Source organism: Variovorax sp. IB41, assembly GCF_016405905.1.
In the GTDB taxonomy this organism is placed as follows: domain Bacteria; phylum Pseudomonadota; class Gammaproteobacteria; order Burkholderiales; family Burkholderiaceae_C; genus Variovorax.
In genome coordinates this window covers 1-23,298 of sequence record NZ_JAEFCB010000013.1, presented here as the reverse complement: position 1 = coordinate 23,298, position 23,298 = coordinate 1, and the positions used below count along the sequence as shown (strand labels likewise).

General features: G+C 68.1%; 22 protein-coding genes. 3 read left to right on the top strand and 19 right to left on the bottom strand.

The window, feature by feature from the left end; all coding sequences use genetic code 11:
• Nucleotides 1-12 precede the first annotated feature (12 nt).
• From JC881_RS21700 to JC881_RS21675, 6 genes are all read right to left on the bottom strand, one after another.
• Complete coding sequence (locus JC881_RS21700) at nucleotides 13-663, bottom strand: CoxG family protein (protein WP_198787753.1); 651 nt, start codon at nucleotides 661-663, stop codon at nucleotides 13-15.
• Between the two features lie 28 nt (nucleotides 664-691).
• Nucleotides 692-1,906 carry a vWA domain-containing protein gene (locus tag JC881_RS21695; RefSeq protein WP_198787752.1) on the bottom strand — a complete coding sequence of 405 codons (1,215 nt, stop codon included), beginning with the start codon at nucleotides 1,904-1,906 and terminating at the stop codon, nucleotides 692-694.
• A gap of 28 nt (nucleotides 1,907-1,934) precedes the next feature.
• On the bottom strand, nucleotides 1,935-2,837 hold the full coding sequence (locus JC881_RS21690) for an AAA family ATPase (protein ID WP_198787751.1): 903 nt from the start codon (nucleotides 2,835-2,837) through the stop codon (nucleotides 1,935-1,937).
• Between the two features lie 65 nt (nucleotides 2,838-2,902).
• Nucleotides 2,903-3,694, bottom strand: a complete 792-nt coding sequence (locus JC881_RS21685) for an FAD binding domain-containing protein (RefSeq protein WP_198787750.1) — start codon at nucleotides 3,692-3,694, stop codon at nucleotides 2,903-2,905.
• Nucleotides 3,695-3,717: 23 nt separating this feature from the next.
• Nucleotides 3,718-6,156 (bottom strand): xanthine dehydrogenase family protein molybdopterin-binding subunit, encoded by a 2,439-nt coding sequence (locus JC881_RS21680; RefSeq protein ID WP_198787749.1) that lies wholly within the window; start codon nucleotides 6,154-6,156, stop codon nucleotides 3,718-3,720.
• A gap of 13 nt (nucleotides 6,157-6,169) precedes the next feature.
• On the bottom strand, nucleotides 6,170-6,667 hold the full coding sequence (locus JC881_RS21675) for a (2Fe-2S)-binding protein (RefSeq protein ID WP_042582408.1): 498 nt from the start codon (nucleotides 6,665-6,667) through the stop codon (nucleotides 6,170-6,172).
• A 179-nt stretch (nucleotides 6,668-6,846) separates the two neighbouring features.
• Here JC881_RS21675 and JC881_RS21670 point away from each other — a divergent pair, with 179 nt between their 5' ends.
• The gene (locus JC881_RS21670; RefSeq protein WP_198787748.1) at nucleotides 6,847-7,983 is read left to right on the top strand and encodes a helix-turn-helix domain-containing protein; all 1,137 of its coding nucleotides are present in this window, start codon (nucleotides 6,847-6,849) and stop codon (nucleotides 7,981-7,983) included.
• A gap of 22 nt (nucleotides 7,984-8,005) precedes the next feature.
• Here JC881_RS21670 and JC881_RS21665 read toward each other — a convergent pair whose 3' ends face one another.
• From JC881_RS21665 to JC881_RS21625, 9 genes are all read right to left on the bottom strand, one after another.
• Nucleotides 8,006-8,383, bottom strand: a complete 378-nt coding sequence (locus JC881_RS21665) for a nuclear transport factor 2 family protein (RefSeq protein ID WP_198787747.1) — start codon at nucleotides 8,381-8,383, stop codon at nucleotides 8,006-8,008.
• 92 nt (nucleotides 8,384-8,475) lie between these two features.
• Nucleotides 8,476-9,957, bottom strand: coding sequence for a M81 family metallopeptidase (locus JC881_RS21660; RefSeq protein WP_198787746.1), 1,482 nt, complete (start codon nucleotides 9,955-9,957; stop codon nucleotides 8,476-8,478).
• Nucleotides 9,958-9,962: 5 nt separating this feature from the next.
• The gene (locus tag JC881_RS21655; RefSeq protein ID WP_198787745.1) at nucleotides 9,963-11,096 is read right to left on the bottom strand and encodes an ABC transporter substrate-binding protein; all 1,134 of its coding nucleotides are present in this window, start codon (nucleotides 11,094-11,096) and stop codon (nucleotides 9,963-9,965) included.
• Entirely contained in the window at nucleotides 11,093-12,373 is a 1,281-nt protein-coding gene (locus JC881_RS21650; protein ID WP_198787744.1) for a Zn-dependent hydrolase, read from the bottom strand. The genes JC881_RS21655 and JC881_RS21650 overlap by 4 nt, the downstream gene beginning before the upstream one ends.
• A gap of 169 nt (nucleotides 12,374-12,542) precedes the next feature.
• Entirely contained in the window at nucleotides 12,543-13,256 is a 714-nt protein-coding gene (locus JC881_RS21645; RefSeq protein ID WP_198787743.1) for an ABC transporter ATP-binding protein, read from the bottom strand.
• Nucleotides 13,253-14,023, bottom strand: coding sequence for an ABC transporter ATP-binding protein (locus tag JC881_RS21640; protein ID WP_198787742.1), 771 nt, complete (start codon nucleotides 14,021-14,023; stop codon nucleotides 13,253-13,255). Before JC881_RS21640 ends, JC881_RS21645 begins: the two co-directional genes overlap by 4 nt.
• Complete coding sequence (locus JC881_RS21635) at nucleotides 14,020-14,979, bottom strand: branched-chain amino acid ABC transporter permease (protein WP_198787741.1); 960 nt, start codon at nucleotides 14,977-14,979, stop codon at nucleotides 14,020-14,022. The genes JC881_RS21640 and JC881_RS21635 overlap by 4 nt, the downstream gene beginning before the upstream one ends.
• 5 nt (nucleotides 14,980-14,984) lie before the next feature.
• Entirely contained in the window at nucleotides 14,985-15,845 is an 861-nt protein-coding gene (locus JC881_RS21630) for a branched-chain amino acid ABC transporter permease (protein ID WP_198787740.1), read from the bottom strand.
• 179 nt (nucleotides 15,846-16,024) lie between these two features.
• Entirely contained in the window at nucleotides 16,025-17,230 is a 1,206-nt protein-coding gene (locus JC881_RS21625; RefSeq protein WP_198787739.1) for an ABC transporter substrate-binding protein, read from the bottom strand.
• 220 nt (nucleotides 17,231-17,450) lie between these two features.
• On the opposite strand from JC881_RS21625, the gene JC881_RS21620 reads away from it, so the two are divergent.
• The gene (locus JC881_RS21620) at nucleotides 17,451-18,215 is read left to right on the top strand and encodes a FadR/GntR family transcriptional regulator (protein ID WP_198787738.1); all 765 of its coding nucleotides are present in this window, start codon (nucleotides 17,451-17,453) and stop codon (nucleotides 18,213-18,215) included.
• Between the two features lie 9 nt (nucleotides 18,216-18,224).
• Here the strand turns inward: JC881_RS21620 and JC881_RS21615 are convergent, their stop codons facing one another.
• Nucleotides 18,225-19,196 carry a LysR family transcriptional regulator gene (locus JC881_RS21615; RefSeq protein ID WP_198787737.1) on the bottom strand — a complete coding sequence of 324 codons (972 nt, stop codon included), beginning with the start codon at nucleotides 19,194-19,196 and terminating at the stop codon, nucleotides 18,225-18,227.
• Between the two features lie 108 nt (nucleotides 19,197-19,304).
• Here JC881_RS21615 and JC881_RS21610 point away from each other — a divergent pair, with 108 nt between their 5' ends.
• Nucleotides 19,305-20,660: an aspartate aminotransferase family protein gene (locus JC881_RS21610; RefSeq protein WP_198787736.1), complete on the top strand. Its 1,356-nt coding sequence runs from the start codon at nucleotides 19,305-19,307 to the stop codon at nucleotides 20,658-20,660.
• 153 nt (nucleotides 20,661-20,813) lie between these two features.
• Here JC881_RS21610 and JC881_RS21605 read toward each other — a convergent pair whose 3' ends face one another.
• From JC881_RS21605 to JC881_RS21595, 3 genes are read right to left on the bottom strand one after another with little or no spacing between them, the layout of a single operon-like run.
• Nucleotides 20,814-22,202, bottom strand: coding sequence for an FAD-dependent oxidoreductase (locus JC881_RS21605; protein WP_198787735.1), 1,389 nt, complete (start codon nucleotides 22,200-22,202; stop codon nucleotides 20,814-20,816).
• Between the two features lie 17 nt (nucleotides 22,203-22,219).
• Nucleotides 22,220-22,645: a GNAT family N-acetyltransferase gene (locus JC881_RS21600; RefSeq protein ID WP_198787734.1), complete on the bottom strand. Its 426-nt coding sequence runs from the start codon at nucleotides 22,643-22,645 to the stop codon at nucleotides 22,220-22,222.
• Nucleotides 22,646-22,665: 20 nt separating this feature from the next.
• Nucleotides 22,666-23,232 carry a phosphonate degradation HD-domain oxygenase gene (locus tag JC881_RS21595; RefSeq protein ID WP_198787733.1) on the bottom strand — a complete coding sequence of 189 codons (567 nt, stop codon included), beginning with the start codon at nucleotides 23,230-23,232 and terminating at the stop codon, nucleotides 22,666-22,668.
• Nucleotides 23,233-23,298: the final 66 nt, after the last annotated feature.

Genomic DNA, 23,298 nt, shown 5'->3' with positions numbered 1-23,298 from the left:
GCGTCGTTGTCTTCAGTTCGCGTCGTTCGACGCGGGATCGCCATCCTTCTTGCCCAGACCCATCTTCTTCATGAGGCCGGACATCATGCCGGCCTTCTCGGCGGGCGCCTCGGCCGCGTCCGCGGCGGCGGCCGGCGGCGGGCCGTAGCGGCTCTGCATCTCGGCTTCGAAGCGCTTGAAGAAATCGTCGGCGGTGGACTTGGCGGCGCCGTCGATCAGGCGCTGGCCCAGCTGGGCGATCTTGCCGCCGACCTGCGCCTGCACGGTGTAGTCGAGCTCGCAGCCGACGGGCGCCGCGACCGCTTCGGCAGGGGCACCGTCGACGGGCGCGGCATCCGCCGCAACAGGCGCTTGCGTTGCGCCGGCGAGCTGCTTGAGCGTCACGCTCGACGAGCCCTTGGCAAACCCCGCCACGCCGCCCTGCCCCTCGAAGGTGAGCTTGTAGCCATCGGGCGCCACGATGTCCGACAGCACCACCTTGCCGCTGAACTTGGCCGACACCGGGCCGATCTTCAGTGCGAGCGCCACGCTGTACTGGTTGTCGCCGGTGAGCTCGAACTTGTCGCAGCCGGGAATGCACTTCTTGAGCGTCTCGGGGTCGTTGAGCGCTTCCCAGGCCTGTTGTTGCGTGACGCCGAGGCGGCGGTTTCCGAGCATTTCCATGGTGGTTCTTCCTTGTTGTCTTGCGGCCCTAGCGGCCGGACCGCATCAGGGCGGCGAGGCTCGTGGCGAGTTGTTCGAGGGCACTGAGATTGTGGACCGCGAGCATCGCGTCCGCATGCCGGTGCAGCACGGTGGCCCCACGCGCCAGAGGGGCGTAGCCCTCGAAGCGCAGCAGCGGGTTGAGCCACAGCAGCCGGCGCGAATGGCGCTTGAGCCACAGCAGCTCGTTCTCCAGCACCGCGGGCTCGCCGGTGTCCAGGCCGTCGCTGATCACCAGCACCAGCGTGCGGCGGCCCGTGAGGCGGCGTGCGTGGAAGCGCCGCAGCTCGGCCAGCGAACTGCCCAGCCGCGTGCCACCCGCGAAATCGTCGATGGCGAGGCTGGCCGCGCCGAGCATCGCGTCGGTGTCGGCGAGCCGGAAGGCGGGCGTCAAATCTGTCAGCCGGGTGCCGAAGGCGAACACGTCGCGCCGCCCGGCCCGGCGCGTGGACGCATGCAAAAACGCGAGCAGCAGGCGCGCATAGCGCTCCATCGAGCCCGACACGTCCACCAGCACCAACAGCGGCAGGGGCTGCTCCCGCCGGGCCAGGCGCGGCAGCCGCAGGATCTCGCCGCCGGTGCGCGCGGCCTCGTGCAGCACGCCGGGCCAGTGCATGCGCGCCTGCTGCCGGCCCGCGTCGCCCGCCACGCGCAACCGGCGCGAGGGCAACGAGGGAATCGGCAGCGTCACGTCGCGCGCGAGCCGCTCGACCAGCCGGTATTCGGAGGCGCCGAGCGCGTTGAAGTCCGCATGCTGCAGGCGCTGGCGGTCGCTCGATGTCATCGCGGCATCGAACTCGATCTCCTTGTCGGGCTTGGCCGCCACGGCCGGCTTCGCGGGATCGCGCGGGGCGGTCAACGCCTCGCGCACGCGCGGGCGCCGCTTGGAAGGCTCGGCCTTGCCTTCGGCGCTCGGCAGCATCTGCGCAAGCAGCTTGTTCGCGAGCTCCGGGTCGCGAAACCATGCGTCGAAGAGTTCGCGGAACACCATGCGGTCCTGCTCGCGGCTGACCATCACGGCTTCCATCGCGGCGCTCAGGTCCAGCTTGTCTTCCACGCCCACCAGCGTGACCGCCTCGGCGGCGAGCGCGATGCGCATGGCATCGGTGCGCACGCCCGCGCGCCGCAGCGCACGCCCGAACGCGGTGATGTTGCCGGCCAGCTTGCCGCTGCGGACGTCACCGAGTTGCTGGATGCCGGCCATGCGGAGCCGCCTCGAACGTCGGCCACGCTCAGGGCGCGACCGGCTCCTCGGGTTTCAGCAGGTCCGACGCCAGCTCGCGCGTGAGCGCGGCCACGTCGTCGCGCTGCTTGAAGAGGATGCCGGCGGTGTCGACCACCACTTCGGGATCGAGCTCCACGGTGTCGAGCGCGATCAGCGCCCTCGCCCACTCGACGCTCTCGGCGATGCCGGGGGCGCGCTGGAAGGCGTTGATGAACGGTGCATCGCGCAGCCGCGCGACGAAGGCGGCCACCTGCGCCGAGAGCTTCTCGCTCGCCTGCGGCACCTGGGCCCGCACGATCGCCAGCTCGCGCTCGCGTTCGGGGTAGTCGAGCCAGTGGTAGAGGCAGCGGCGCTTGACCGCATCGTTGAGCTCGCGCGTGCGGTTGCTCGTGAGGATGGTGACCGGCGGCACGACAGCGCGCACCGTGCCGAGTTCGGGAATGCTCACCTGGTATTCGCCCAGGTACTCGAGCAGGAAGGCCTCGAAGGGCTCGTCGGCGCGGTCCACTTCATCGATCAGCAGCACGGCGCCGGGCGCGGGCGTCTGCAATGCCTGCAGCAGCGGGCGGCGGATCAGGTAGTGCGGCTGGTAGACCTCGGCTTCCACGTCGCGCGCCGCGCCCGTCGCTTCGGCCGCGCGCATGTGCAGCAATTGCGCCGCGTAGTTCCATTCGTAGAGCGCCTCGCGCTGCTCCAGCCCGTCGTAGCACTGCAGGCGCAGCAGCTCGCGGCTCAAGGCCTTCGACAGTGCCTTGGCCAGCTCGGTCTTGCCGACGCCCGGCTCGCCCTCGAGCAGCAGCGGACGCTGCAGCTTGAGCGCGAGGAACACGGCGGTCGCCAGGCGCCGGTCGGCGAAATAGCCGGCCTGCATCAAGCCTTCGGAGAGGGAGTCGATGGTCGGGAAGATCATGGCAAAGGGTAGCGGAAGACGCGAGGGTGTCGCGCCTTCCGGCAGTCAGCTTGCGGCTCGCTGCTTCAGCCGAGGGCCTTGGTCACGGCGCGCTGCGTGAGCACGCTGATCAGGTTCGCGCGGTAGGCCGCCGATGCATGCAGGTCGCTGTTGAGTTCGCTCGCATCGATCTTCACGGCCGCGGCGGCTGCCGCGGTGAAGCTCTTGTTGAGCGCATCCTCGAGCCCCGCATGGCGGAACACGCCGTTGCCCGCGCCGGTGACGGCCACGCGCACGCCGCTGTCGGACTGCGTGAGGAAGATGCCCACGAGCGGGAAGTGCGAGGCCTTCTGGCGCAGCTTCTCGTACACGGCGCGCTTGGGGACCGGAAAGCGAATGGCGGTGATCAGCTCGTCTTCTTCGAGCGCCGTGGTGAAGAGGCCGAGGAAGAAATCGTCGGCCGCGATCTCGCGCTTCGACGTGATCACGGTGGCACCCGAGCCCAGCACCGCGCTCGGATAGCAAGCGGCCGGATCGTTGTTGGCCACCGAGCCGCCGATGGTGCCCATTGCGCGCACCTGCCGGTCGCCGATGCGCGAGGCCAGGTCGGCCAGCGCGGGGAAGGCGGCTTTCACGTCAGCGTTGTTCGCCACGTCCAGGTGGCGCGACATGGCGCCGATGGTGAGCGTGCCGCCATCCTTCCTGATGCCGGAAAGTTCCTTGATGCCGCTCAGGTCCACCAGCTGCTCGGGCGCGGAGAGCCTGAGCTTCATGGAGGCCAGGAGCGTCTGGCCGCCGGCGAGCGGCTTGGCGCCCGCGGCGATGAGTTTGGCCGCATCGGCCACGGTGGCGGGCCGTTCGAGTGTGAAGGCGTACATGGTGTGTGATTCCTTCTGTGTTGTTATGGAGCGGGACGGCCTTGGGTGCTGGCAGCGAGCGAGGGCGCTTGCGCGTCCTGCGGGTTGCCGCCCTTCTGCATCGCCTCCCAGACGCGGCTGGAAGAGGCAGGCATGTCGAAATCCTTGACGCCCAGCGGCGCCAGCGCATCGAGCACCGCGTTGATCACGGCCGGCGGCGAACCGATGGCCCCCGCCTCGCCGCAGCCCTTGGTGCCCAGCGGGTTGTGCGTGCACGGGGTGCACACGGTGTCCAGCTTGAACTGCGGAAAGTCGCCGGCGCGCGGCATGGCGTAGTCCATGAAGCTGCCGGTGAGCAGCTGGCCGGTCTCGTTGTCGTAGACGCAGTTCTCCAGGAGCGCCTGGCCGATGCCCTGCACCAGCCCGCCGTGCACCTGGCCCTCCACGATCATCGGGTTGATGATGGTGCCGAAGTCGTCCACCGCGGTGAAGCGGTCGACCTTCACTTCGCCGGTCTCTTTGTCGATCTCGACCTCGCAGATGTAGGTGCCGCCCGGGAAGGTGAAGTTGGTCGGGTCGTAGAAGGCGGTTTCGTTCAGGCCCGGCTCCAGCTTGTCCAGCGGGTAGTTGTGCGGCACGTAGGCCGTGAGCGCCACCTGGCCGAACGGGATCTTCTTGTCGGTGCCCTTGACGGTGAATTCGCCGTTGGCGAACTCGATGTCGGCGTCGCTCGCCTCCATCAGGTGCGCGGCGATCTTCTTGGCCTTGGTCTCGATCTTGTCGAGCGCCTTCATGATGGCCGCGCCCCCCACCGAGATGGAGCGCGAGCCGTAGGTGCCCATGCCGAAGGGCACGCGGCCGGTGTCGCCGTGCACCACGTCCACGTTGTCCACCGGAATGCCCAGGCGCGCCGCGACGACCTGCGCGAAGGTGGTCTCATGCCCCTGGCCGTGGCTGTGCGAGCCGGTGAACACCGTCACGCTGCCGGTCGGGTGCACGCGGATCTCGCCGCACTCGAAGAGCCCCGCCCGCGCGCCGAGCGCACCCGCGATGTTCGAGGGCGCGATGCCGCAGGCCTCGATGTAGCTGGAGTAGCCGATGCCGCGCAGCTTGCCCTTGGCTTCGGTCGCCGACTTGCGCTGCGCATAGCCCTCGACGTCGGCGAGCACGCGCGCCTTGTCCATGCACGCATGGAAGTCGCCGGTGTCGTACTGCAGCGCCACGGGCGTCTGGTAGGGGAAGGTGGTGATGAAGTTGCGCTTGCGGATCTCGTCCTGGCCCAGGTTCATTTCCCAGGCGCAGCGCGACACCAGGCGCTCCAGCAGGTAGGTGGCCTCGGGCCGCCCCGCGCCGCGGTAGGCATCGACCGGCGAGGTGTTGGTGAACCACGCATCGACCTCCACGTAGATCTGCGGCGTCGTGTACTGGCCCGCGAGCAGCGTCGCGTAGAGGATGGTCGGCACCGCGGTCGAGAAGGTCGAGAGGTACGCGCCCAGGTTGGCGTCGGTGTGCACGCGCATCGCGAGGAACTTGCCGTCCTTGTCCATCGCCATCTCGGCGTGGCTCACATGGTCGCGGCCGTGCGCATCCGAGAGGAAGCACTCCGAGCGCTCCGCCGTCCACTTGATGTTGCGGTTGAGCTGCTTGGCGGCCCAGGTGAGGCACACGTCTTCGGCGTACAGGAAGATCTTGGAGCCGAAGCCGCCGCCCACGTCGGGCGCGATCACCCGCACCTTGTGCTCGGGCAGACCCAGCACGAAGGCCGTCATCAAGAGGCGCTCGACGTGCGGGTTCTGGTTCGACACGTAGAGCGTGTAGTCGTCGGTGCCGCGGCTGTAGCTGCCGATGGCCACGCGCGGCTCGATCGGGTTGGGAATGAGCCGGTTGTTGACCAGGTCGAGCTGGGTGATGTGCGCGGCCGTGGTGAACACGTTGTCCACCGCCGCCTTGTCGCCGAGCACCCACTTGTAGCACTGGTTGTCGGGCGCCTCGTCGTGCAGCGTGGTGCTGCCGGTCTTCTTCGCGGCGTCGGCCACGCTCACCAGGGCGGGCAGCACGTCGTAGTCGACGACCACCGCTTCGGCCGCGTTCTTGGCCTGCTCGACCGTCTCGGCCACCACCATGGCCACGTGGTCGCCCACGTAGCGCACCTTCTTGATCGCCAGGATCGGGTGCATCGGCTCCTTCATCGGGGTGCCGTCGGGGTTGTTGATGAGCCAGCCGCAGGGCAGCCCGCCCATCTTTCCCTCGATGTCCTTGCCGCTGAAGATGCCGACCACGCCGGGCATCTTCAGCGCCTCGGCGATATCGATCGACTTGATCGCAGCATGGGCGTGCGGCGAGCGCACGAAGACCGCATGGCTCTGGTTGGCCAGCGTGATGTCGTCGGTGTAGTTGCCCGCGCCGGTCAGGAAGCGGTAGTCTTCCTTGCGCCGGAGGGCCTCGCCGATATGGGGCAGGTTCGAGAAGTCGGAAGCACCCATGATGTCGCTCCCTTCAGGCCGTGACGGTGGCTTTGACCGGAGTGCCCGAGGCCATCGCCTCGCCGCCCATCTTCACGGCCTTCACGATGTTCTGGTAGCCGGTGCAGCGGCACAGGTTGCCGTCCAGCAGCTCCCGGATCTCCGATTCGCTCGACTTGGGGTGGTGGGTGCACAGGTCGATGGCGCTCATGACCATGCCGGGGGTGCAGAAACCGCACTGCAGGCCGTGGCACTCCTTGAAGGCCGCCTGCATGGGGTGCATGGTGCCGTCGGCTTCGGCGATGCCCTCGATGGTGGTGATGTCGGCACCGGCCGCCTGGGCGACCAGCACGTTGCATGACTTGACGGCCCGGCCGTTGACGTGGACGGTGCAGGCGCCGCACTGGGCGGTGTCGCAGCCGACGTGGGTTCCGGTGAGGTGAAGGTGCTCGCGGATCGCGTGCACAAGGAAGGTGTTTGGCGGTGCGTCGACCGTGACTGGGCGGCCGTTGACCTTGAAAGCTACCTGCATGTGGCTGTCTCCGTGATAGGTGATGGCTGGTTCAGCGAAAGGCATCTTGGATGCCCACCTTTCGCACTATCCTAGGCAAAACCCTTGACACTTGCGCAGTGCCCGCGAAATTCTCAAAATGAAACAGCTTGCCCCCCGGTGAGCCCGGAAAAGCCGCCCCACCCGCGCGAACCCACACGATGAACGCCTCTCTCGTTTCGCCCCCTCCCGAGCGTTCCCTGGCCATTGCCCAAGCCCGGCGCGAGCTGCTCCACGGCGATGCGCCGCGCGCCCGCAACGCCCTGCGCATCGACCCCTGGATCACCCGTTCATGGCAGCGCTGCATCGAGGCCGGCCGCCGCCCGCAGCAGCGGGTGAGCTTCGAGCCGGTGAGCTCCTCGGCCGTACGGGAGCTCGCCGAGCGCAACCGGGCGCTGGTCGCGGCGGCCCGGCCGGTGATCGCCCGGCTGTCCCGCGCCATTGCCGACACCCGCTATTTCGCGGTGCTGACCGACGCCGCGGGCATCGTGATCGACGTGGGCGCGCTGCCCGACGGCACCGACACCGCCAGCCGCTATGCGCGCGACATCGGCCGGATCGGGGTCGATCTTTCGGAACGCGCGATCGGCACCTCCGCCATCAGCACCGCGCTGGCCGAGCAGGAATCGGTGTGGCTGCACCGCGGCGAGCACTTCTTCGACGACACCAGCGTCTACAGCTGCGCCGGCGCGCCGCTCTTCGGCCCCCGGGGCGACTGCATCGGCATGCTCGACCTGAGCGGCGTGCAGACGGTGGAGCGCCCCGAGCTGCGCCACCTGGCGGCGCTGTCGGCGCGCAGCATCGAGAACATGCTGGTCATGCAGGAGGCCTGCGAACTGCGGCTGCACCTGGCCTGGCCGGGCCACCCGGGCGGCGAGGCCACCGAGGGCCTGGTCTGCATCGATGCGAGCGGCAACGTGACGGGCGCCAACGCCACCGCGCGGCAGATGCTGCACCAGCCCCTGGCGCGCGGCCAGCAGGCCCTGCATTTCAACGACCTCTTCGCGCTCCCGCTGCACATGATGTTCGACGCCGCCCGGCGCGGCGATGCGGCGCTCGAGGTGCCGCTCTGGTCGGGCCTGCGGGTGCAGGTGCGCCCCCAGCGCGGCGGCAGCGGCACGGCCGATGCGGCGCCCGATGCGCGGCCGCGGCTGCGCGACGTGGAAACCGCGCTGATCCGCAAGGCCGTGGCAGACGCCCGCGGCAACGTGGCGGAGGCTGCGCGCGCGCTGGGCATCAGCCGCGCAACGGTGTATCGCAAGCTCTGGCGCGGCCGGCCTGCTGGCGCGCCGGACTGAACGACCGGCGTTCAGCTTTCGTTCAGGCGCCGACCGGCACCTTGTCCAGAAAGCCCGTCACCGACCGCAGCTTGCCCGCATCGAGCTGCGCGAAGTCGGTGCCCTGGATCAGGTCTTGCGCACCGCTCGGGCCGAGCGTCCACGAAAAGCGCAGGTTGTCGCCGTGCGCCTCGGCCTTGCCGAGCAGGTTGAAGCGAAAGCCCGGGTAGCGCTGCTGCACCGCGCCGACCAGCGCACTGATCTGCTCGCGGCCGCTGGCCTGGGCGATGGGGTCCACGTAGTGCGCATCGGCGGTCCAGCCGGCCTCGATCAGCGCGGCGCGGCGTGCGCCATCGGTTTCGTTCCAGACGGCGATGTAGCGTTGGGCAATCGTGGCGGCGTCGTGTGCGGCGGTGTTCATGGTGACCATTCCTTTTCGAGGGTTCGACCCGCAACATCGCGGGGTGAAGGAATGGTCGCGCCGCGCGCGCGCAGCGTCCATGACGCGGGAGGTTATGCGGCCAGTTCCGCGTCCAGTGGAAACACGGGACGACGCACCTTGCTGAACGGGAACAGGCTGTAGTCCGAGCTCGTCACGCCCGGGCTGTCGCACTCCACCAGCGCCGCAGAGAGCGGCTCGAACACCGGCCGGCAGTACATGCGCGACTTGAGAAGAAGAAAGCGTTCATTGCGCGGATCGAGCCCCGCGCATTCGAAGACGCCGATGTCCCACGGCTCCTGCGTGCGCTCGGTCACCACGATGCGCGCCGCGCCGATGTCGAACAGCACCGTGCGGCCCATGCTGCTGCGCTGGCCGGTGTAGGTGGGGCCGGTGATCACGTACTCGCCGTTGCTGATGAACCGCACCGTGCCAGTCAGTTGCACCGGCGTCTTCTCGAGGCCGATGCCCTCGAGCGAGACCTTGTTGCCGAGCGCGACCGTCACCTGGGCGCCCTCGCCTGCCGCGATCAGTTCGGCCACCGCCTCGGGGTCGCACAGCGGGCCGACGCCGATGCCATGCAGGCCCTGTGCGAGCGCTTCCTGCAGCACGTCCATCGTGTCGCAGCTGCCGCCCGACATGCAGTTGTCGCCGTGGTCCAGCAGCAGCACCGGGCGTGTCGCGCCCTCGGCAATGCGCTTGGCGCGGGCCACCGATTCGGCCAGCGGCTCGCTGCGGTAGATGAAGGCCTCGCGCTCGGCCCACATCTGACCGGCGATGCGGTCGGCCGTGGCCTGCGCGCGCTCGGGCGATTGCGCATCGACCACCACCACGCTCATGCAGGGCGCCTCGATGTCCGACAGCGAGAAGCCCGCGAAGATCGAGACCGCGAGCGACTCCGAAACCTCGGCCGCGCGCGCCGCGTCGATCGCCCGCTGCATCGCGCCGGTGAACGAGGCGCTGCGCAGCGTGTGCGCCATCAGCGGCAGCGGGTGCCAGCGCAGCGCGGGCTGGCTGCGGCCCGCGAGCAGGTCGAACAACAAGCGGCCGGCATGTTCGCCGGTCTCGTACATGTCGATGTGCGGATAGGTCTTGAAGCCGACGATCACGTCGGCATGGCCGACCATCGCGGGCGTCACGTTGGCATGCAGGTCGAGCGCGACGCCGATGGGCACGCCCGGCGCCGCGGCGCGCAGCCGCACGAGCAGGTCGCCTTCGCCATCGACGCTGTTCTCGGCCACCATTGCGCCGTGCAGGTCGAGCAGGATGGCGTCGCAGCCCGGCGCCGCATCGACGATGCATTGCGTGAGCGTGGTGTAGGCCTTGGCATCGACCGGCCCGCTCGGGTTGGCCGAGGCCGACACCGGCGTGACCAGCGTCGCGCCGGCCGCTTCGGCCAGGTCGATGAAGGCCGACATCGCGGTGCGCATGCCCTTGTTGTCCCGGTAGGCCTCCTGGCCGAACGTGGGCCCGTCGGGCCCGAAGGCCGCGAGCGGCGTGGGCACCGGCGAGAAGGTGTTGGTCTCGTGGTTGAGACGCGCGACGAGGACTTTCATTGCTTTCATTGAGCGAACTTTCCGGCGCTTCCGAGCATGGTGATGTCGCCGAAGCTGGAGCCGTTGCGGTTGTCGGGGCGGAATGCGACCTGGAAGCCGTTCAGGTTCATGGGCGGCGAGTTCTCGATGCTGCGGCGCAGCGACTCGGTGGTGATCGGCCCCTTCACGCGCTGCAGCGATTCCGCAAAGGCCTTGGCCGTGATGTAGCCCTCCAGCCCCAGGTAGGAGCCTTCGCTGGTGCTGCCCGCGGTCTTCAGCGCGCGCTGGTATTCATCGACGATCGGAAAGCGCGTCTTCCAGAACGGCGGCATCACCTGCGACAGCACGATGCCGCGGCTCTTGTCGCCCAGCTCCTTGTAGAGCAGGAACGAGCTCGCCACCGAGTTCGTGTAGATCTGCGGATGGATGGGCGCGGCCACCAGCGAGCGGATGATGTTGATGGCGGGCGTTCCGGCCGCGATGACGTACACCGCCTGCGCCCCGCTCGCAATCACCTGCTGCGCAATCGCCGGGTGGTCCTTTTCCTTCGGGTCGAAGCGCAGCGACAGCAAGGCCGGATGCTGGTTCTTCTCCAGCGCGGCCACGGCGTCCTTCTCGATGCCCTTGCCATAGGCGTCGTCGCTGGAGACGATCGCGATGCGCGTCACGCCGATGGTGGTCAGGTGGGTCATCACCCGCAAGACCTCGTCGGCATACGACTCGCGCACGTGATAGATCGGCACCTTCGGCCCGCGCAGCACCGCCGCGCCCGTCAGCCCGCCGAAGATGAAGCTGTCGTACTTCGCCGCCACCGGCACCATGGCCGCGCCGATGCCCGTGCCCATCGTGCCGAACAGGCACACGACGCGGTCGGTGCCCAGCAGCTTCTCGGCATTGGCCGCGGCCTTCTCGGCGATGTAGGCATCGTCGTAGGTGATCATCTTGACGGGCCGGCCGCCGACGCCGCCCGCCTTGTTCAACTGGTCGAAGAACAGCGTCTGGCCTTCCATGAACGCAAGGCTGTTGGGCGTGAATGGGCCGGTGAGCACCGCGGACTGGCCGACCAGGATCGGCTCGCCGGCGGCCAATGCGGCCGTGCAGGCCGCGGCCATGCCCAAGGCCATGCCCGACCCCAGGATGCGCCGAAACAGCGCCCTCATGCTGCCACTCCCGCGCTCTGCAGCATCGCCTGCAGCAGCACGTTGCAGCCGGCTTCCAGGTGCGCGGGCTCGGCGTCCTCGATCTCGTTGTGGCTGATGCCGTCCAGGCACGGCACGAAGATCATCGCGGTGGGGCACACGCGCGCGAGGTACACCGCATCGTGGCCCGCGCCGCTGATCACGTTCATCCAGCTGAGGCCCTGCGCCTGTGCCGCCTCGCGCACCGCGGACACCAGCCCGGGCGTGAAGGGCTGGGGCGGGAAGTACACGACCTGCTCGACCGTCGCCCCCACCTTGCCGCCGCCGGCCAGGCGATGCACGGCCTCCTTCAGCGCCGCGTCCATGGCCAGCAGCACCATGTCGTCCGCCGCGCGCAGGTCGACGCTGAGCTTCACGCGCCCCGGGATCACGTTGCGCGAGTTCGGGTAGTTGTCGATCCAGCCGACCGTGCCGCGCGCATGCGGGGCGTGCGCGAGCGCGATGCGGTTCACCTCGATCACGAGTTCGGCCGCGGCGAGCAGCGCATCCTTGCGCAATTCCATGGGCGTGGGGCCGGCATGCGCTTCCATGCCCTGCACCACGACGTCGTACCAGCGCTGGCCGAGCGCACCCTCGACCACGCCGATCACGCGTTCGTTGGCTTCGAGCACCGGGCCCTGTTCGATGTGGGCTTCGAAATACGCGCCCACGGGCGACGTTGCGGCCGAGGCGGGCACCTGGCCCGCGTAGCCGATCGCATCGAGCGCCTGCGCCACGCTCACGCCCTCGGTGTCGCGCTGCGCGAGCGCATGCTCCAGCGTGAAGGCATCGACGAACACGCCCGAGCCCATCATCACCGGCACGAAGCGGGAGCCCTCCTCGTTGGTCCACACCGCCACTTCGAGCGGCGCTTCGGTCACGACCTTCGCATCGTTGAGCGCGCGGATCACTTCCAGCCCCGCGAGCACGCCGTAGTTGCCGTCGAACTTGCCGCCCGTGGGCTGCGTGTCGATGTGGCTGCCGGTGGTGACGGGCGGCAGCGCGTTGTTGCGGCCGGCACGGCGCGCAAAGATGTTGCCGATGGCGTCCACGCGCACCTCGCAGCCGGCCTCGCGCGCCCAGCGCGTGAAGAGGTCGCGGCCCTGGCGGTCGAGGTCGGTCAGCGCGAGGCGGCACACGCCGCCCTTCTCGGTGGCGCCGACCTGGGCGAGCTGCATCAGCGAATCCCAGAGGCGCTGGCCGTCGATGCGCAGGGCGCGCACATCGGGTGCGGAAGAAAGTTCAGTGGTTGAGTTCATGGCTTTGAGAAAGATCCGGGAGGCGAAACGCTGGTGCGAATGGGTGATTGCTCAGCAAGACAAGAGCCATTGGGCTGAAACAAGAGCCGTTCGGGCTGAGCTTGTCGAAGCCTTGCGCGGCGCTTCGACAAGCTCAGCGTGAACGGGCGGGAGGCAAACGCGCCGGCCATCACGCGAGACCGACGCCGAGGTAGCGGTCTTTCACTTCGTGGTCGGCCATGAAGGCGGCGTTGCCGGCCTCGTGCACGATCACGCCCTGCTCCACGATGTAGTGGCGGTCGGCGAGCTGCACGCACACCTCCACGTTCTGCTCGACCAGGAGGATGGCGACGCCCGCGGCCTTGATGGTTTTCAGCTGCGCGACGATCTCCTCCACGATCACCGGCGCGAGGCCTTCGACCGGCTCGTCCAGGATCAGGAGGCGTGGATGGTTCATCAGCGCGCGGCCGATCGCCAGCATCTGCTGCTCGCCGCCCGAAAGCTGTCCGCCGCCGTTGCGGCGCCGCTCGTTCAGGCGCGGAAAGATGCGGTAGATGTCGGCCAGCTGCCAGGGCGAATCGCGCCGCTGGCCGAGCAGCAGGTTCTCCTCGACCGTGAGCAGCTTGAAGATGCCGCGGTGCTCGGGCACCAGGCACACGCCGCGCGTGGCGATGCGGTGCGCGGGCTGGCCGGCAATGTCGGCGCCTTGGAAGCGCACGCGCCCTTTCGTCGGCGTGACAGCGCCTGCAATGCTCTTGAGCGTGGTCGACTTGCCCGCGCCGTTGCGGCCGAGCAGCGTGACCAGTTCGGCCTCGCCCACGGTCATCGACACGCCCTGCAGCACGTGGCTCTTGCCGTAGTGCGCATGCAGGCCTTCGACTTCGAGAATGTTCCCGCCGCTCATGCCTTGCCCCCGGTGATCATGTTGCCGAGGTACGCCGATCGCACGCGCGCATCGGCGCGGATATCGCCCGGCAGTCCTTCGGCCAGCACGCGGCCCAGCTGCATCACGGTCACGGTGTCGGAGATGTCCATCACGATGTTCATGTTGTGTTCGATCAGCACCACCGTGTGCGCATCGCGCAGGCTGCGGATCAGGCGCTTCATGTCGTCGAGGTCGTCGATGCCCATGCCCGAGGTCGGCTCGTCGAGAAAGATCGCCTTCGGTTTCGCAGCAAGCGCCATGCCCACTTCGAGGCGGCGCTGCTGGCCGTGCGAGAGCACGTTGGCGGGCGTGTCGGCCAGCCGTTCGAGGCCGACGCGCGCGAGCACCTCGGCCACGGTCTCGGCGCAGGCGCGGTCGCCGACCGGCGCGCGCCAGCAGTTCATCGCCTGGCGCGGCGCGATGCCCTGCGCCGCGACGCGCAGGTTCTCGCGCACCGAAAGGCTCGGGAAGAGGCTGGTGACCTGGAACGAGCGCGCCATGCCGCGCTGCACGCGCCGGTGGTCGGGCTCGTGCGTCACGTCGTGGCCGTCGAACAGGATGCGCCCGCCCGTGGTGGTGCCGGTGCCCGTGAGCATGTGGAACAGCGTGGTCTTGCCCGCGCCGTTCGGGCCGATCACCGAGTGCACGGTGTTGGGCTTGATCTTCAGGTCCACGCCGCCGAGCGCGGCGAACTTGCCGTAGTGCTTGGTGACGCCGATGGCTTCGATGAGAACGGGCTGCGTCATGCTTTTTCTCCCTGCGCTTCGGATGCGGCCGGGGCGGAAAGCGTCCTGCGGAACACGCGCCGCCATGCGGCCTCGCCCAGCCCCCAGAGGCCGCGCTGCATGCCGATGCTCACGCCGATCAGCAGGAGCCCCAGCAGCAGCAACCACCGCGGCCACAGCGTGGAGAGCCAGTCGGCCAGCAGCACGTAGAAGGCCGAGCCCAGCACCGAGGCGAATAGGTTGCCGGTGCCGCCGATCACGGTGATGACCAGGATCATCTCGCTCGTGTGGTACTCGGCGTTCGAGAGCGGCGCGATGCCGGTCATCATCGCGTGCAGGCCGCCTGCGAGGCCCGTGACGGCGCCCGAGATCACGAAGGCCAGCAGCTTGAAGCGCTTGAGGTTGTAGCCCACGGCCGCGGCGCGGTCCTCGTTGTCGCGGATGGCCAGCAGCGTGCGGCCGAAGACCGAATCGGTCACCTTGAGCAGCAGCGCGAACGCGATGAGGAACATGACCGCGACGAAGGCGTAGTACTTCCACGGCGTGTCCATGAACGCGGGACGCGGCACGTCGAGCAGGCCGTTGTCGCCACCCGTGAGGCCCGAGGCGGTGTACGCCACGAAATAGAACATCTGCGCGAAGGCCAGCGTGAGCATCACGAAGTACGTGCCGCGCTGGCGGATGGCGACCCACCCGACCACCGCCGCGCCGAGGGCCCCCATGCCGATGGCAGCGAGCAGCGCAAGAGGCATCGGCAACTGCAGCCGCGTGAGCAGGATCGCGATGGTGTAGCTGCCCAGGCCAAAGAAGATGCCCTGCCCGAACGACAGGAGCCCCGTGTAGCCCAGCAGCAAATTGCAGCCCAGCGCGGCCAGCGCGTAGATCAGCACCTCGCTCGCGAGCGAGCCCGAGCGCATCAGGAGCGGCAGCGCGAGCGTGACGGCGAGCGCCAGCAGGAATGTATATTTTCTCGGCATGGCCATCATCCTTTGCGGCCGAGCAGGCCATGCGGGCGCAAGAGCAGCACGGCCGCCATCGCGATGTAGATCATCAGGCTCGCGCCGGGCGGCCAGATGGTGCTCATGAGGCTCTGCACGATGCCGATCAGCAAGCCGCCGACCAGCGCGCCGCCGAAGCTGCCCAGGCCCCCGATCACCACCACCACGAAGGCGACGCCGAGCGCCTCGACGCCCATGAAAGGTTCCGCGCCGCGAATGGGTGCGGCCAGCACGCCGGCCAGCGCCGCCGTGGCCGCGCCCAGCGCGAACACCAGGCTGAACACGCGGAACACGTTGATGCCCAGGAGCGACACCATCTCGGTCGATTCGCTCCCCGCGCGCACCGCGCTGCCGAGGCGCGTGCCTTCGAGCACCCACCACAACAGCACCGCGAGCACGGCGGTGAAGCCGATCACGAAGAGCCGGTACTTCGGGTACACGAAGTCGCCCCACATCACCACGCCCTGCAGAAGATCGGGCGTCGCCACACTGTTGCCCAAGGGGCCCCAGAACACGATGACGATCTCCTGCACCGCGAGCGCGAGGCCCACGGTCACCAGGATGTGGAACTCGTGCGGCTTGGCGTACACGCGGCGCAGCAGCAGCTTCTCGGCCAGCCAGCCGAGCGCGCCGACGAACAGCGGCACCAGCACCAGCGCGGCCCAGAAGTTGAGGCCCCACTGCATCGCCTGGAAGCACAGGTAGGCACCCAGCAGGTAGAAGGCGCCGTGCGCGAAGTTCACGAATCGCAGCAGGCCGAACACGATGGACAGGCCAACGGCCAGCAGGAAATACAGCATGCCGATGCCGATTCCGTTGATGGTCTGGAGCAGGTAGACGGTCATGGAGATTCAGTGGATTCGTGGACTGCGAAGGATCGGAATGCAGGCAGGCGCCTCCCCCACCCCGTTCGCCCTGAGCCTGTCGAAGGGCTGGGCGCGGCGTGAAAGGCTTCGACAAGCTCAGCCCGAACGGTGGGCGGGCACTGCCAAGGCTGCCCAGGCGGGGTGGGATGCACTTGGGTTCAGGCCAGCTTGCAGCCGGTCTTGTCTGCGGCGAGGAACGACTTGCCCGAACTCACCACGTCCACGTAGTCCGCCGCGTCCTTCATCTTCGACTTGGCCTTGCCCTTGAGCAGGTAGTAATCCTTGATGACCTGGTGGTCGGCCTTGCGGATTTCCTCGGTGCCGGTGAGCCCGTCGAACTTCATGCCTTCGAGCGCGGCGATGACGGCCTTCTGGTCGACCGTGCCGGCCTTCACGATGCCGTCGATCAGGATCTTGGTGCAGATGTACGAGCCCGCGAGGCTGTAGTTGGGCACGATCTTGAGCTTGTCGGCGGTGCGCTTGACCAGGTCCTTGTTGAGCGTGGTGTCGGCGGTGTGCCAGTACTGCGCGCCGAAGTAGACGCCGTCGCACAGGTCCGCGCCGAGTTCATCGAACTGCTCCAGGCCCGAGGCCCAGGCCATGAGGATCGTCATGTTCTTGTGCATGCCGAAGCTCACCGCCTGGCGCAGCGCGGCCGACGACTGCGCGCCGAAGTCCAGGAGCAGCAGCACGTCGGGCTTGGCTGCCATCGCGTTGGTGAGGTAGCCGCTGAATTCCTTCTCGTTGAGCGAGTGGTAGCTGTTGCCCACGTGCTCGATGCCCTTCTCCTGGAAGATGTTCTTGGCGGCACTCAGGAGGCCATCGCCGAACACGTACTGCGGCGTGATGGTGTACCAGCGCTTGGCCTTGGGCATCGAGGCGATCAGCGGGCGCACCGTCTGCTCGATCGCGCCGAAGGTGGGCACCGACCAGCGGAAGGTGGCGGGGTTGCAGTCCTTGCCCGTGATCTCGTCGGCACCCGCGGTGGTGATGAAGAGGCCGCCGGCCTTCTCGGCTTCCTTGCCCATGGCGAGCGCTTCGGACGAGAGGATGCCGCCCGCGAAGAACTTGGCGCCCTGCTGCTGCGAGGCTTCCTGCACCTTGCGCACGGCGGTGGCGGGCTTGCCCTCGGTGTCGAGCACCGTGTAGGCGAGCGGGCGCTTCAGCACGCTGCCGTACTGCTCGATCGCCAGCTTCATGCCCAGGTCGGCGAACTTGCCGTTGGCCGCGAAGGCGCCCGACATCGGGACCGGGCAGCCGAAGCGGATGGCGTCCGCCGATTGCGCGAAGACCGAGCGGCTCGCCAGGAGCGAAGCCGGGGCGGCCGACAGGGCGGCCAGCTGAAGAAGGTGTCTGCGTTGCATGGGAGTTCTCCGGTCGTGGTGTGGAAGTAAGTGGAAGGGGTGCCTGAAAGGGGGGCCTGCGGGTGCCGGCGAATTTAAGCGGATAAATAGGATTAATATGTTGGTAAAAACCCGCTAGCAAGCCTTGTGCCCAAAACCAACTGGACCCACCCATGACGCCGTTTAAGATCGCGCGCTGTTGCGCATCCCGCGCATCTCCCGATGGGCATGGAGCGTGTGAATGACAGTGGGCCAACACCGCCCCAAACGGCAAAAGCTCTCGGACGTCATCGTCGAAGACGTCAAGCGATGGATCGTTGCCGAGAGGAAGCAACCCGGCGATCGCCTGCCGAACGAGAAGGAACTGATCGAGCTCTTCGGCTATTCGAAGAGCACGGTGCGCGAGGCGTTGAAGGCGCTGGAAGTGCGCGGGCTCATCTCGATCCGCACCGGCCCCGGGGGCGGTGCCTATCTACAGCAGGTGTCCGTGGACCATGCCTCGGAACCGCTGCGCAACTTCCTGCACTTCCATCATCTGGACGGACATCACATCTACCAGCTGCGCAAGGTGCTGGAGCCCGAGCTGGCCGTGAGCGTGGTCGGCCGCCTGACGACCGCGCAGTTCGATCAGCTCGAAGAGAACGTGCGCCTGTGCACCATCGAGCCCACCAACGAGGACGAGCTGCGCATGCAGCGCGAGGCCGAACTGGCGTTCCACACGATGCTGGCCGAGAGCTGCCCCAACCCGGTGCTCTCCTTCATGTGCCGTTTTCTCAACGACCTGCTGCGCGACCTCGTGGTCTACAAGAAGGCGCTGGACCATCACCACTTCGGCGAGGCCAACGTCGACTATCACACGCAGCTGCTGGCGGCCTACCGCAAGGAAGATGCGGAAGAAGTGCGGCGCCTCATGGCCGAGCACATGGTCGATGCCGAGGCGCACATGCACGAGATGGAGGCGCACATCGGCGCCAAGCACCTGCTGCTGCCGAGCGGGCAGCGCTGAGGTGAACAGCTAGCGCGCGTGCGCTTTCTCCAGGCACGCCTGGAACGCCAGCACCGCGCGCGACGGCTTGGGCGAGCGCCGCAGCAGGCTCACGAACCGGCACGCGTAGTTGAAGCGCGCCGGCAGCACCGCCTTCATGAGCCCGCGCGCTTCGAACACCTGCGCATAGTGATCGGGCAGAAAGCCCAGGAAGCGCCCCGAAAGAATCAGCGTCGCGATCGCCTCCTGGTCGAAGCCGGTCGCCTTGCGCGAGAGCCGCGCGCGGTGGCTCAGTTCCATGTTCGGCGAGTGATAGCCGAGGCCCGCGAAATGGTGCTCGCCCAGCTTCGACCAGGTGAGCTTCGCGTGCGGGCTGTCGAACAGCGGATGGCCCTTGCCGCAATACAGCAGCATCGTCTCGTCGAACAGGTCCGCATACACGAGGCTCTTGGAGCTGCGGTGCGCCGGGATGATGCCGATCTGGAAGTTGCCCTCCAGCACGCCCTGCTCGATCGCGTTGATCGAGCCCACGTGCACCGCCAGGTTCACCTCGGGCGCGATGGCGGTGAAGCGCGCGATGGCCTCGCCGATGCGCGCCTTCGGGTTGGTGGCCGTCTTGTCGAAGAGCGCGACCTCCAGCTGCCCGCCCATGCGGTTGTGGATGTCGTCGATGCTGCCGCGGAAGGCATCGACCGACGCCAGCAGCCTGAGCGTCTCGTCATAGACGCGCTGCCCCTCGGCCGTGAGCGCGAAGCCCGCGCGCCCGCGCCGGCAGAGCACGAGGCCCAGCCGCGTCTCCAGGTCCTTCACATGCCGGCTCACGGTCGAGGTGCCGATGTTGAGCTCCAGCTCGGCCGCCGCCATGCCGCCGCAATCGACCACGCTCTTGAACACCTTGAGCAGGCGCAGGTCCATGTCGCTGAGCTGACCCAGGACCGCACGGTTTCGGGCGCTGGGGGCACTGTTATGGGAGGCTTGCGGAGCTTTGGCCTTTACTTGCATGGATCGTCAAGTGAACATTGATATTGCGCCATTCTCCACACTGAAGGCACTGCGAACAATCGGCGCATTCCTTCACCCCCCGGAGCCCGCCTGCATGCGGGAAGCGCCATGACCCTCGCCACGCCCGCCATCGAACCGACGCCCACCGCGCGCACCGACGCCGCCTGGCTCGAAGCGCACTGGATGCCCTACACGGCCAACCGCAGCTTCAAGGCCGATCCGCGGATCATCGTGGAGGCCAAGGGCGCGTACTTCACCGACAACGAAGGCCGCAAGATCTTCGACGGCCTCTCGGGCCTGTGGTGCTCGGGCCTGGGCCACGGCCGCCCCGAGATCACCGAGGCGGTGAGCCGCCAGATCGCCAGGCTCGACTACTCGCCCGCCTTCCAGTTCGGCCACCCGCTCTCGTTCGAGCTGGCCAACAAGATCAAGGAGCTGACGCCCGCGGGCCTGGACTACGTGTTCTTCACCGGCTCGGGCTCCGAGGCAGCCGACACGTCGCTCAAGATGGCGCGCGCCTACTGGCGCACCAAGGGCCAGGCCAGCAAGACGCGCCTGATCGGCCGGGAGAAGGGCTACCACGGCGTGAACTACGGCGGCATTTCCGTCGGCGGCATCGCGGCCAACCGCAAGCTCTTCGGCCAGGGCGTCGAAGCCGACCACCTGCCACACACGCAACTCGCATCGAACGCCTTCACGCGCGGCATGGCCGAGAGCGGCGCGGAGCTGGCCGACCGCCTGCTCGACCTCATCGCGCTGCACGACGCCTCGAACATCGCGGCCGTGATCGTGGAGCCCTTCGCGGGCTCGGCCGGCGTGGTGATCCCGCCCAAGGGCTATCTGAAACGCCTGCGCGACATCTGCACCGCGCACAACATCCTCCTGATCTTCGACGAGGTCATCACCGGCTTCGGCCGCTGCGGCGCGCTCACCGGCGCGGAAGCCTTCGGCGTGACGCCCGACATCATGAACATCGCCAAGCAGGTGACCAACGGCGCGCAGCCGCTGGGCGCCGTGGTCGCGAGCAAGGAGATCTACGACACCTTCATGGCGGCCGGCGGCCCCGACTACATGCTCGAATTTCCGCACGGCTACACCTACGGCGCGCACCCGGTGGCCTGCGCCGCGGGCATCGCCGCGCTCGACGTGCTGCAAAAGGAAGACATGATCGGCCGCGTGCAGACGCTGGCCCCGCACTTCGAGAACGCGGTGCACAGCTTGAAGGGCAGCAAGCACGTCACCGACATCCGCAACTTCGGCCTCGCCGCCGGCCTCACGATCGCGGCGCTGCCGGGCGAGCCCGCGCGCCGCCCGTACGAGATCGCGATGAACTGCTGGAAGAAGGGCTTCTACGTGCGCTACGGCGGCGACACGATCCAGCTCGCGCCGCCCTTCATCGCGGAGAAGGCCGAGATCGACCGCATGGTCAACGCGCTGGCCGACGCGCTCGCGGAAACCAACTGATCTCACTCATCCGTTCGCTCTGAGCCTCGCCCCTGCCCGTTCGCCCTGAGCCTCGCTCCTGCCCGTTCGCCCTGAGCTTGTCGAAGGGCTGTTCGACGCGGGCGCAAGGCTTCGACAAGCTCAGCCCGAACGGTGCCCGTGGCGTGTTGCGGCTCAGGCCTTGTCGGCCTTGCCCGCGGCGTTCGCGAGCTTGCTGAGCATGCGGTCCACCAGCCACGGCTGGCGGTCCTGGTCCTCGGCGAGTTCCTTGCGGCGGATCGCGTTGCGCACGACGATCGAGCCCACGTAGCGCATCGGCTCCGGCGGAAAGTGTCCGAGCGGCCCGTTCGTGATCGGGCTGCGCGTCCATGCGTTGTCTTGGTCGAGCACCAGCGACGAGAGGATCTGCCCGCCCATGTAGGTCGGCCCGACGCCGTTGCCCGAGTAGCCGAAGCCGTAGTAGATGTGCGGCGCCCCATCGAGTTTTCCGAAGAACGGAAAGCCGGTGACCGAGCGGTCCGACGGACCGTTCCAGCTCGCGGTGATCGGCGTTTCGCGCAGCGCCGGAAAGAAGGCATGCAGGGCCTGCGTGAGCTCGGCCTCGTAGGGCGAGCGCTCGTCGAACACCTTGGCCATGCGGCCGCCCCACGCGAAGGTGTTGCCGCCCTTGCCCAGCATGATGCGGCCGTCCACCGTGCTGCGGTAGTAGTAGACGAAGGTGCGCGAGTCGAGCACCGAGACGCCGTCGGTCAGGCCGATCTGCTGGAGCAACTGCGGGCACCGCTCGGTGATGATCATGTCGCTCGACACGATGGCGATGGTCCGCTCGAACTGCGGGAAGGTGCTGGCCATCCACGCATTCATCGCCAGCACCAGCTTCTTCGCGCGCACGCTGCCGGCCGGCGTGCGCACCACCACCGGATGGCCGGTGCTGAAGTCCAGCATCGGCGTGCGTTCGTGGATGCGGATGCCCATGGCCAATGCCACGCGCCGCAGGCCCCGCACCAGCTTGCCTGGATGCACGGTGGCGGCGATCGGCGAATACACGCCGGCCAGGTTGCGCGCGGAGCCCGAGCGCCGCGCCACTTCATCGGGCGGCAGCGTGCGGTAGGAATGGATGCCGCGCGCCTCCAGCGCCTGCATCATCGGATCGAGCGTGCCGATCTGTGCCTGCGAAGTCGCGGTGTAGAGCGTGCCGTCCTGCCGCAGTTCGGCATCGATGCCGTGCGCCGCGCAGAAGTCCGCGATGTGCTGCACCGCCGCCTCCGACGCCTTCACGAGACGCACTGCCTCGTCTTCGCCGAACAGCCGGCGCAGCGTCAGGAACTTGGCCGACCAGGTGAGGAGGCAACCGCCATTGCGGCCGCTCGCGCCGGCGCCGCAGAGGTCGCTCTCGAGGATGACGATGTCCAGCGCCGGCGCCTGCAGCTTGGCCTGGATCGCCGTCCACAGGCCGGTGAAGCCGCCGCCGACGATGCAGACATCGGCGCTGTGTTCGCCCTGCAGCGCGGGCGCGAGGTCGCCGTCGTTGAAGAGGGCCTGTTCGATCCAGAAAGGGCGCATGTCGGGCTCGCAGGTTTTCAGGGCTTGCGCCGCATGTCGAAGGAAAACTCGGACTCGCGCTCGACGACGAACCCGAAGCGTTCGTACAGCGCCTTCGCCGGATTCGCCTTCAGCACGCTGAGCGTGAGGTCGACACCGGCGCGCGCGGCCTCGTCGATGACTTCGGCCAACAGGCCGGCTCCGATGCCGCCGCCCTGGTAACCAGGTGCCAGCTGGATCTGGATGACTACCCACTCCTGCGGATCGCGCGACACCTTGAGCAGGCCGACCGGCGCGCCCTCGTGCAGCAGGACCTCGGCGCACTCGAAGCGATGCATCAGCCGCGTCATGTGATGCGCGTCGCTGATCTCGCCTCCGGACGCCAGTACGTGGGCGTTCATCGTCTGCTGCCGCAGGTCGAGCAGGAAGGGAATGTCGTCCGGCCCCGCCTTGCGGCGCTGCATTGCCGATGCCCGCGGGACGCTCACGGCTGCGCCGTGGCAACGGGCTTCGCGGCGATCGCCAGGTGTCGCGCGTAGTGCGCGAGGTCGGGCGTCTTCGCATCGGCCAACTTGGCTGTGTCGTCCCAGCGCCGCAGGCGCACCGCATCCATTGCATACGGCAGGGCCTCGAAAGCACTGGCCTGCGCGGAGTCGAAGACGCCGCCCTGCAGTTGCAGGCTGCGCTTCGAATCGGGCGACAGCGCCTCCAGGTAACCGGGCACGCGCGCGCACAGGAAGCGCTTGGCGTCCACATGCAGGCGGATCGGCTCCAGCGTGGCCGGCCCGAACAGCGCGCGAAGAAATGGCAGGCAGCGGTACTGGTGCAGGTCGTCGAGCCCCTGCTGCGTCGGCGTGCCGCCGAAGTCGTGCAGCAGGTGGCCCAGGTCGTGCAGCAGCGAGGCCGCGATCAGCGCGCTGCCGGCGCCCCCCTGCTCGGCCAGGTGCGCCGACTGCAGGGCGTGTTCGAGTTGCGTGACGGGTTCGCCGTCGTACTGCGCGTGGCCCTTCGTTTCGAAGAGGCCGACGATGTCGTCAAGGCTCAGGCTCATGATGCTTGCGATTACCAGGGCAGCGAATAGGTCTTGGTGTTGGTGAAGCTCTTCATCGCCTCGAGC

What these genes read in the sequence shown, in the direction of transcription:
- JC881_RS21700 (WP_198787753.1), bottom strand. Translation starts at nt 663, where the DNA reads ATGGAAATGCTCGGAAACCGCCGCCTCGGCGTCACGCAACAACAGGCC.
- JC881_RS21695 (WP_198787752.1), bottom strand. Translation starts at nt 1,906, where the DNA reads ATGGCCGGCATCCAGCAACTCGGTGACGTCCGCAGCGGCAAGCTGGCC.
- JC881_RS21690 (WP_198787751.1), bottom strand. Translation starts at nt 2,837, where the DNA reads ATGATCTTCCCGACCATCGACTCCCTCTCCGAAGGCTTGATGCAGGCC.
- JC881_RS21685 (WP_198787750.1), bottom strand. Translation starts at nt 3,694, where the DNA reads ATGTACGCCTTCACACTCGAACGGCCCGCCACCGTGGCCGATGCGGCC.
- JC881_RS21680 (WP_198787749.1), bottom strand. Translation starts at nt 6,156, where the DNA reads ATGGGTGCTTCCGACTTCTCGAACCTGCCCCATATCGGCGAGGCCCTC.
- JC881_RS21675 (WP_042582408.1), bottom strand. Translation starts at nt 6,667, where the DNA reads ATGCAGGTAGCTTTCAAGGTCAACGGCCGCCCAGTCACGGTCGACGCA.
- JC881_RS21670 (WP_198787748.1), top strand. Translation starts at nt 6,847, where the DNA reads ATGAACGCCTCTCTCGTTTCGCCCCCTCCCGAGCGTTCCCTGGCCATT.
- JC881_RS21665 (WP_198787747.1), bottom strand. Translation starts at nt 8,383, where the DNA reads ATGAACACCGCCGCACACGACGCCGCCACGATTGCCCAACGCTACATC.
- JC881_RS21660 (WP_198787746.1), bottom strand. Translation starts at nt 9,957, where the DNA reads ATGAAAGTCCTCGTCGCGCGTCTCAACCACGAGACCAACACCTTCTCG.
- JC881_RS21655 (WP_198787745.1), bottom strand. Translation starts at nt 11,096, where the DNA reads ATGAGGGCGCTGTTTCGGCGCATCCTGGGGTCGGGCATGGCCTTGGGC.
- JC881_RS21650 (WP_198787744.1), bottom strand. Translation starts at nt 12,373, where the DNA reads ATGAACTCAACCACTGAACTTTCTTCCGCACCCGATGTGCGCGCCCTG.
- JC881_RS21645 (WP_198787743.1), bottom strand. Translation starts at nt 13,256, where the DNA reads ATGAGCGGCGGGAACATTCTCGAAGTCGAAGGCCTGCATGCGCACTAC.
- JC881_RS21640 (WP_198787742.1), bottom strand. Translation starts at nt 14,023, where the DNA reads ATGACGCAGCCCGTTCTCATCGAAGCCATCGGCGTCACCAAGCACTAC.
- JC881_RS21635 (WP_198787741.1), bottom strand. Translation starts at nt 14,979, where the DNA reads ATGCCGAGAAAATATACATTCCTGCTGGCGCTCGCCGTCACGCTCGCG.
- JC881_RS21630 (WP_198787740.1), bottom strand. Translation starts at nt 15,845, where the DNA reads ATGACCGTCTACCTGCTCCAGACCATCAACGGAATCGGCATCGGCATG.
- JC881_RS21625 (WP_198787739.1), bottom strand. Translation starts at nt 17,230, where the DNA reads ATGCAACGCAGACACCTTCTTCAGCTGGCCGCCCTGTCGGCCGCCCCG.
- JC881_RS21620 (WP_198787738.1), top strand. Translation starts at nt 17,451, where the DNA reads ATGACAGTGGGCCAACACCGCCCCAAACGGCAAAAGCTCTCGGACGTC.
- JC881_RS21615 (WP_198787737.1), bottom strand. Translation starts at nt 19,196, where the DNA reads ATGCAAGTAAAGGCCAAAGCTCCGCAAGCCTCCCATAACAGTGCCCCC.
- JC881_RS21610 (WP_198787736.1), top strand. Translation starts at nt 19,305, where the DNA reads ATGACCCTCGCCACGCCCGCCATCGAACCGACGCCCACCGCGCGCACC.
- JC881_RS21605 (WP_198787735.1), bottom strand. Translation starts at nt 22,202, where the DNA reads ATGCGCCCTTTCTGGATCGAACAGGCCCTCTTCAACGACGGCGACCTC.
- JC881_RS21600 (WP_198787734.1), bottom strand. Translation starts at nt 22,645, where the DNA reads ATGCAGCGCCGCAAGGCGGGGCCGGACGACATTCCCTTCCTGCTCGAC.
- JC881_RS21595 (WP_198787733.1), bottom strand. Translation starts at nt 23,232, where the DNA reads ATGAGCCTGAGCCTTGACGACATCGTCGGCCTCTTCGAAACGAAGGGC.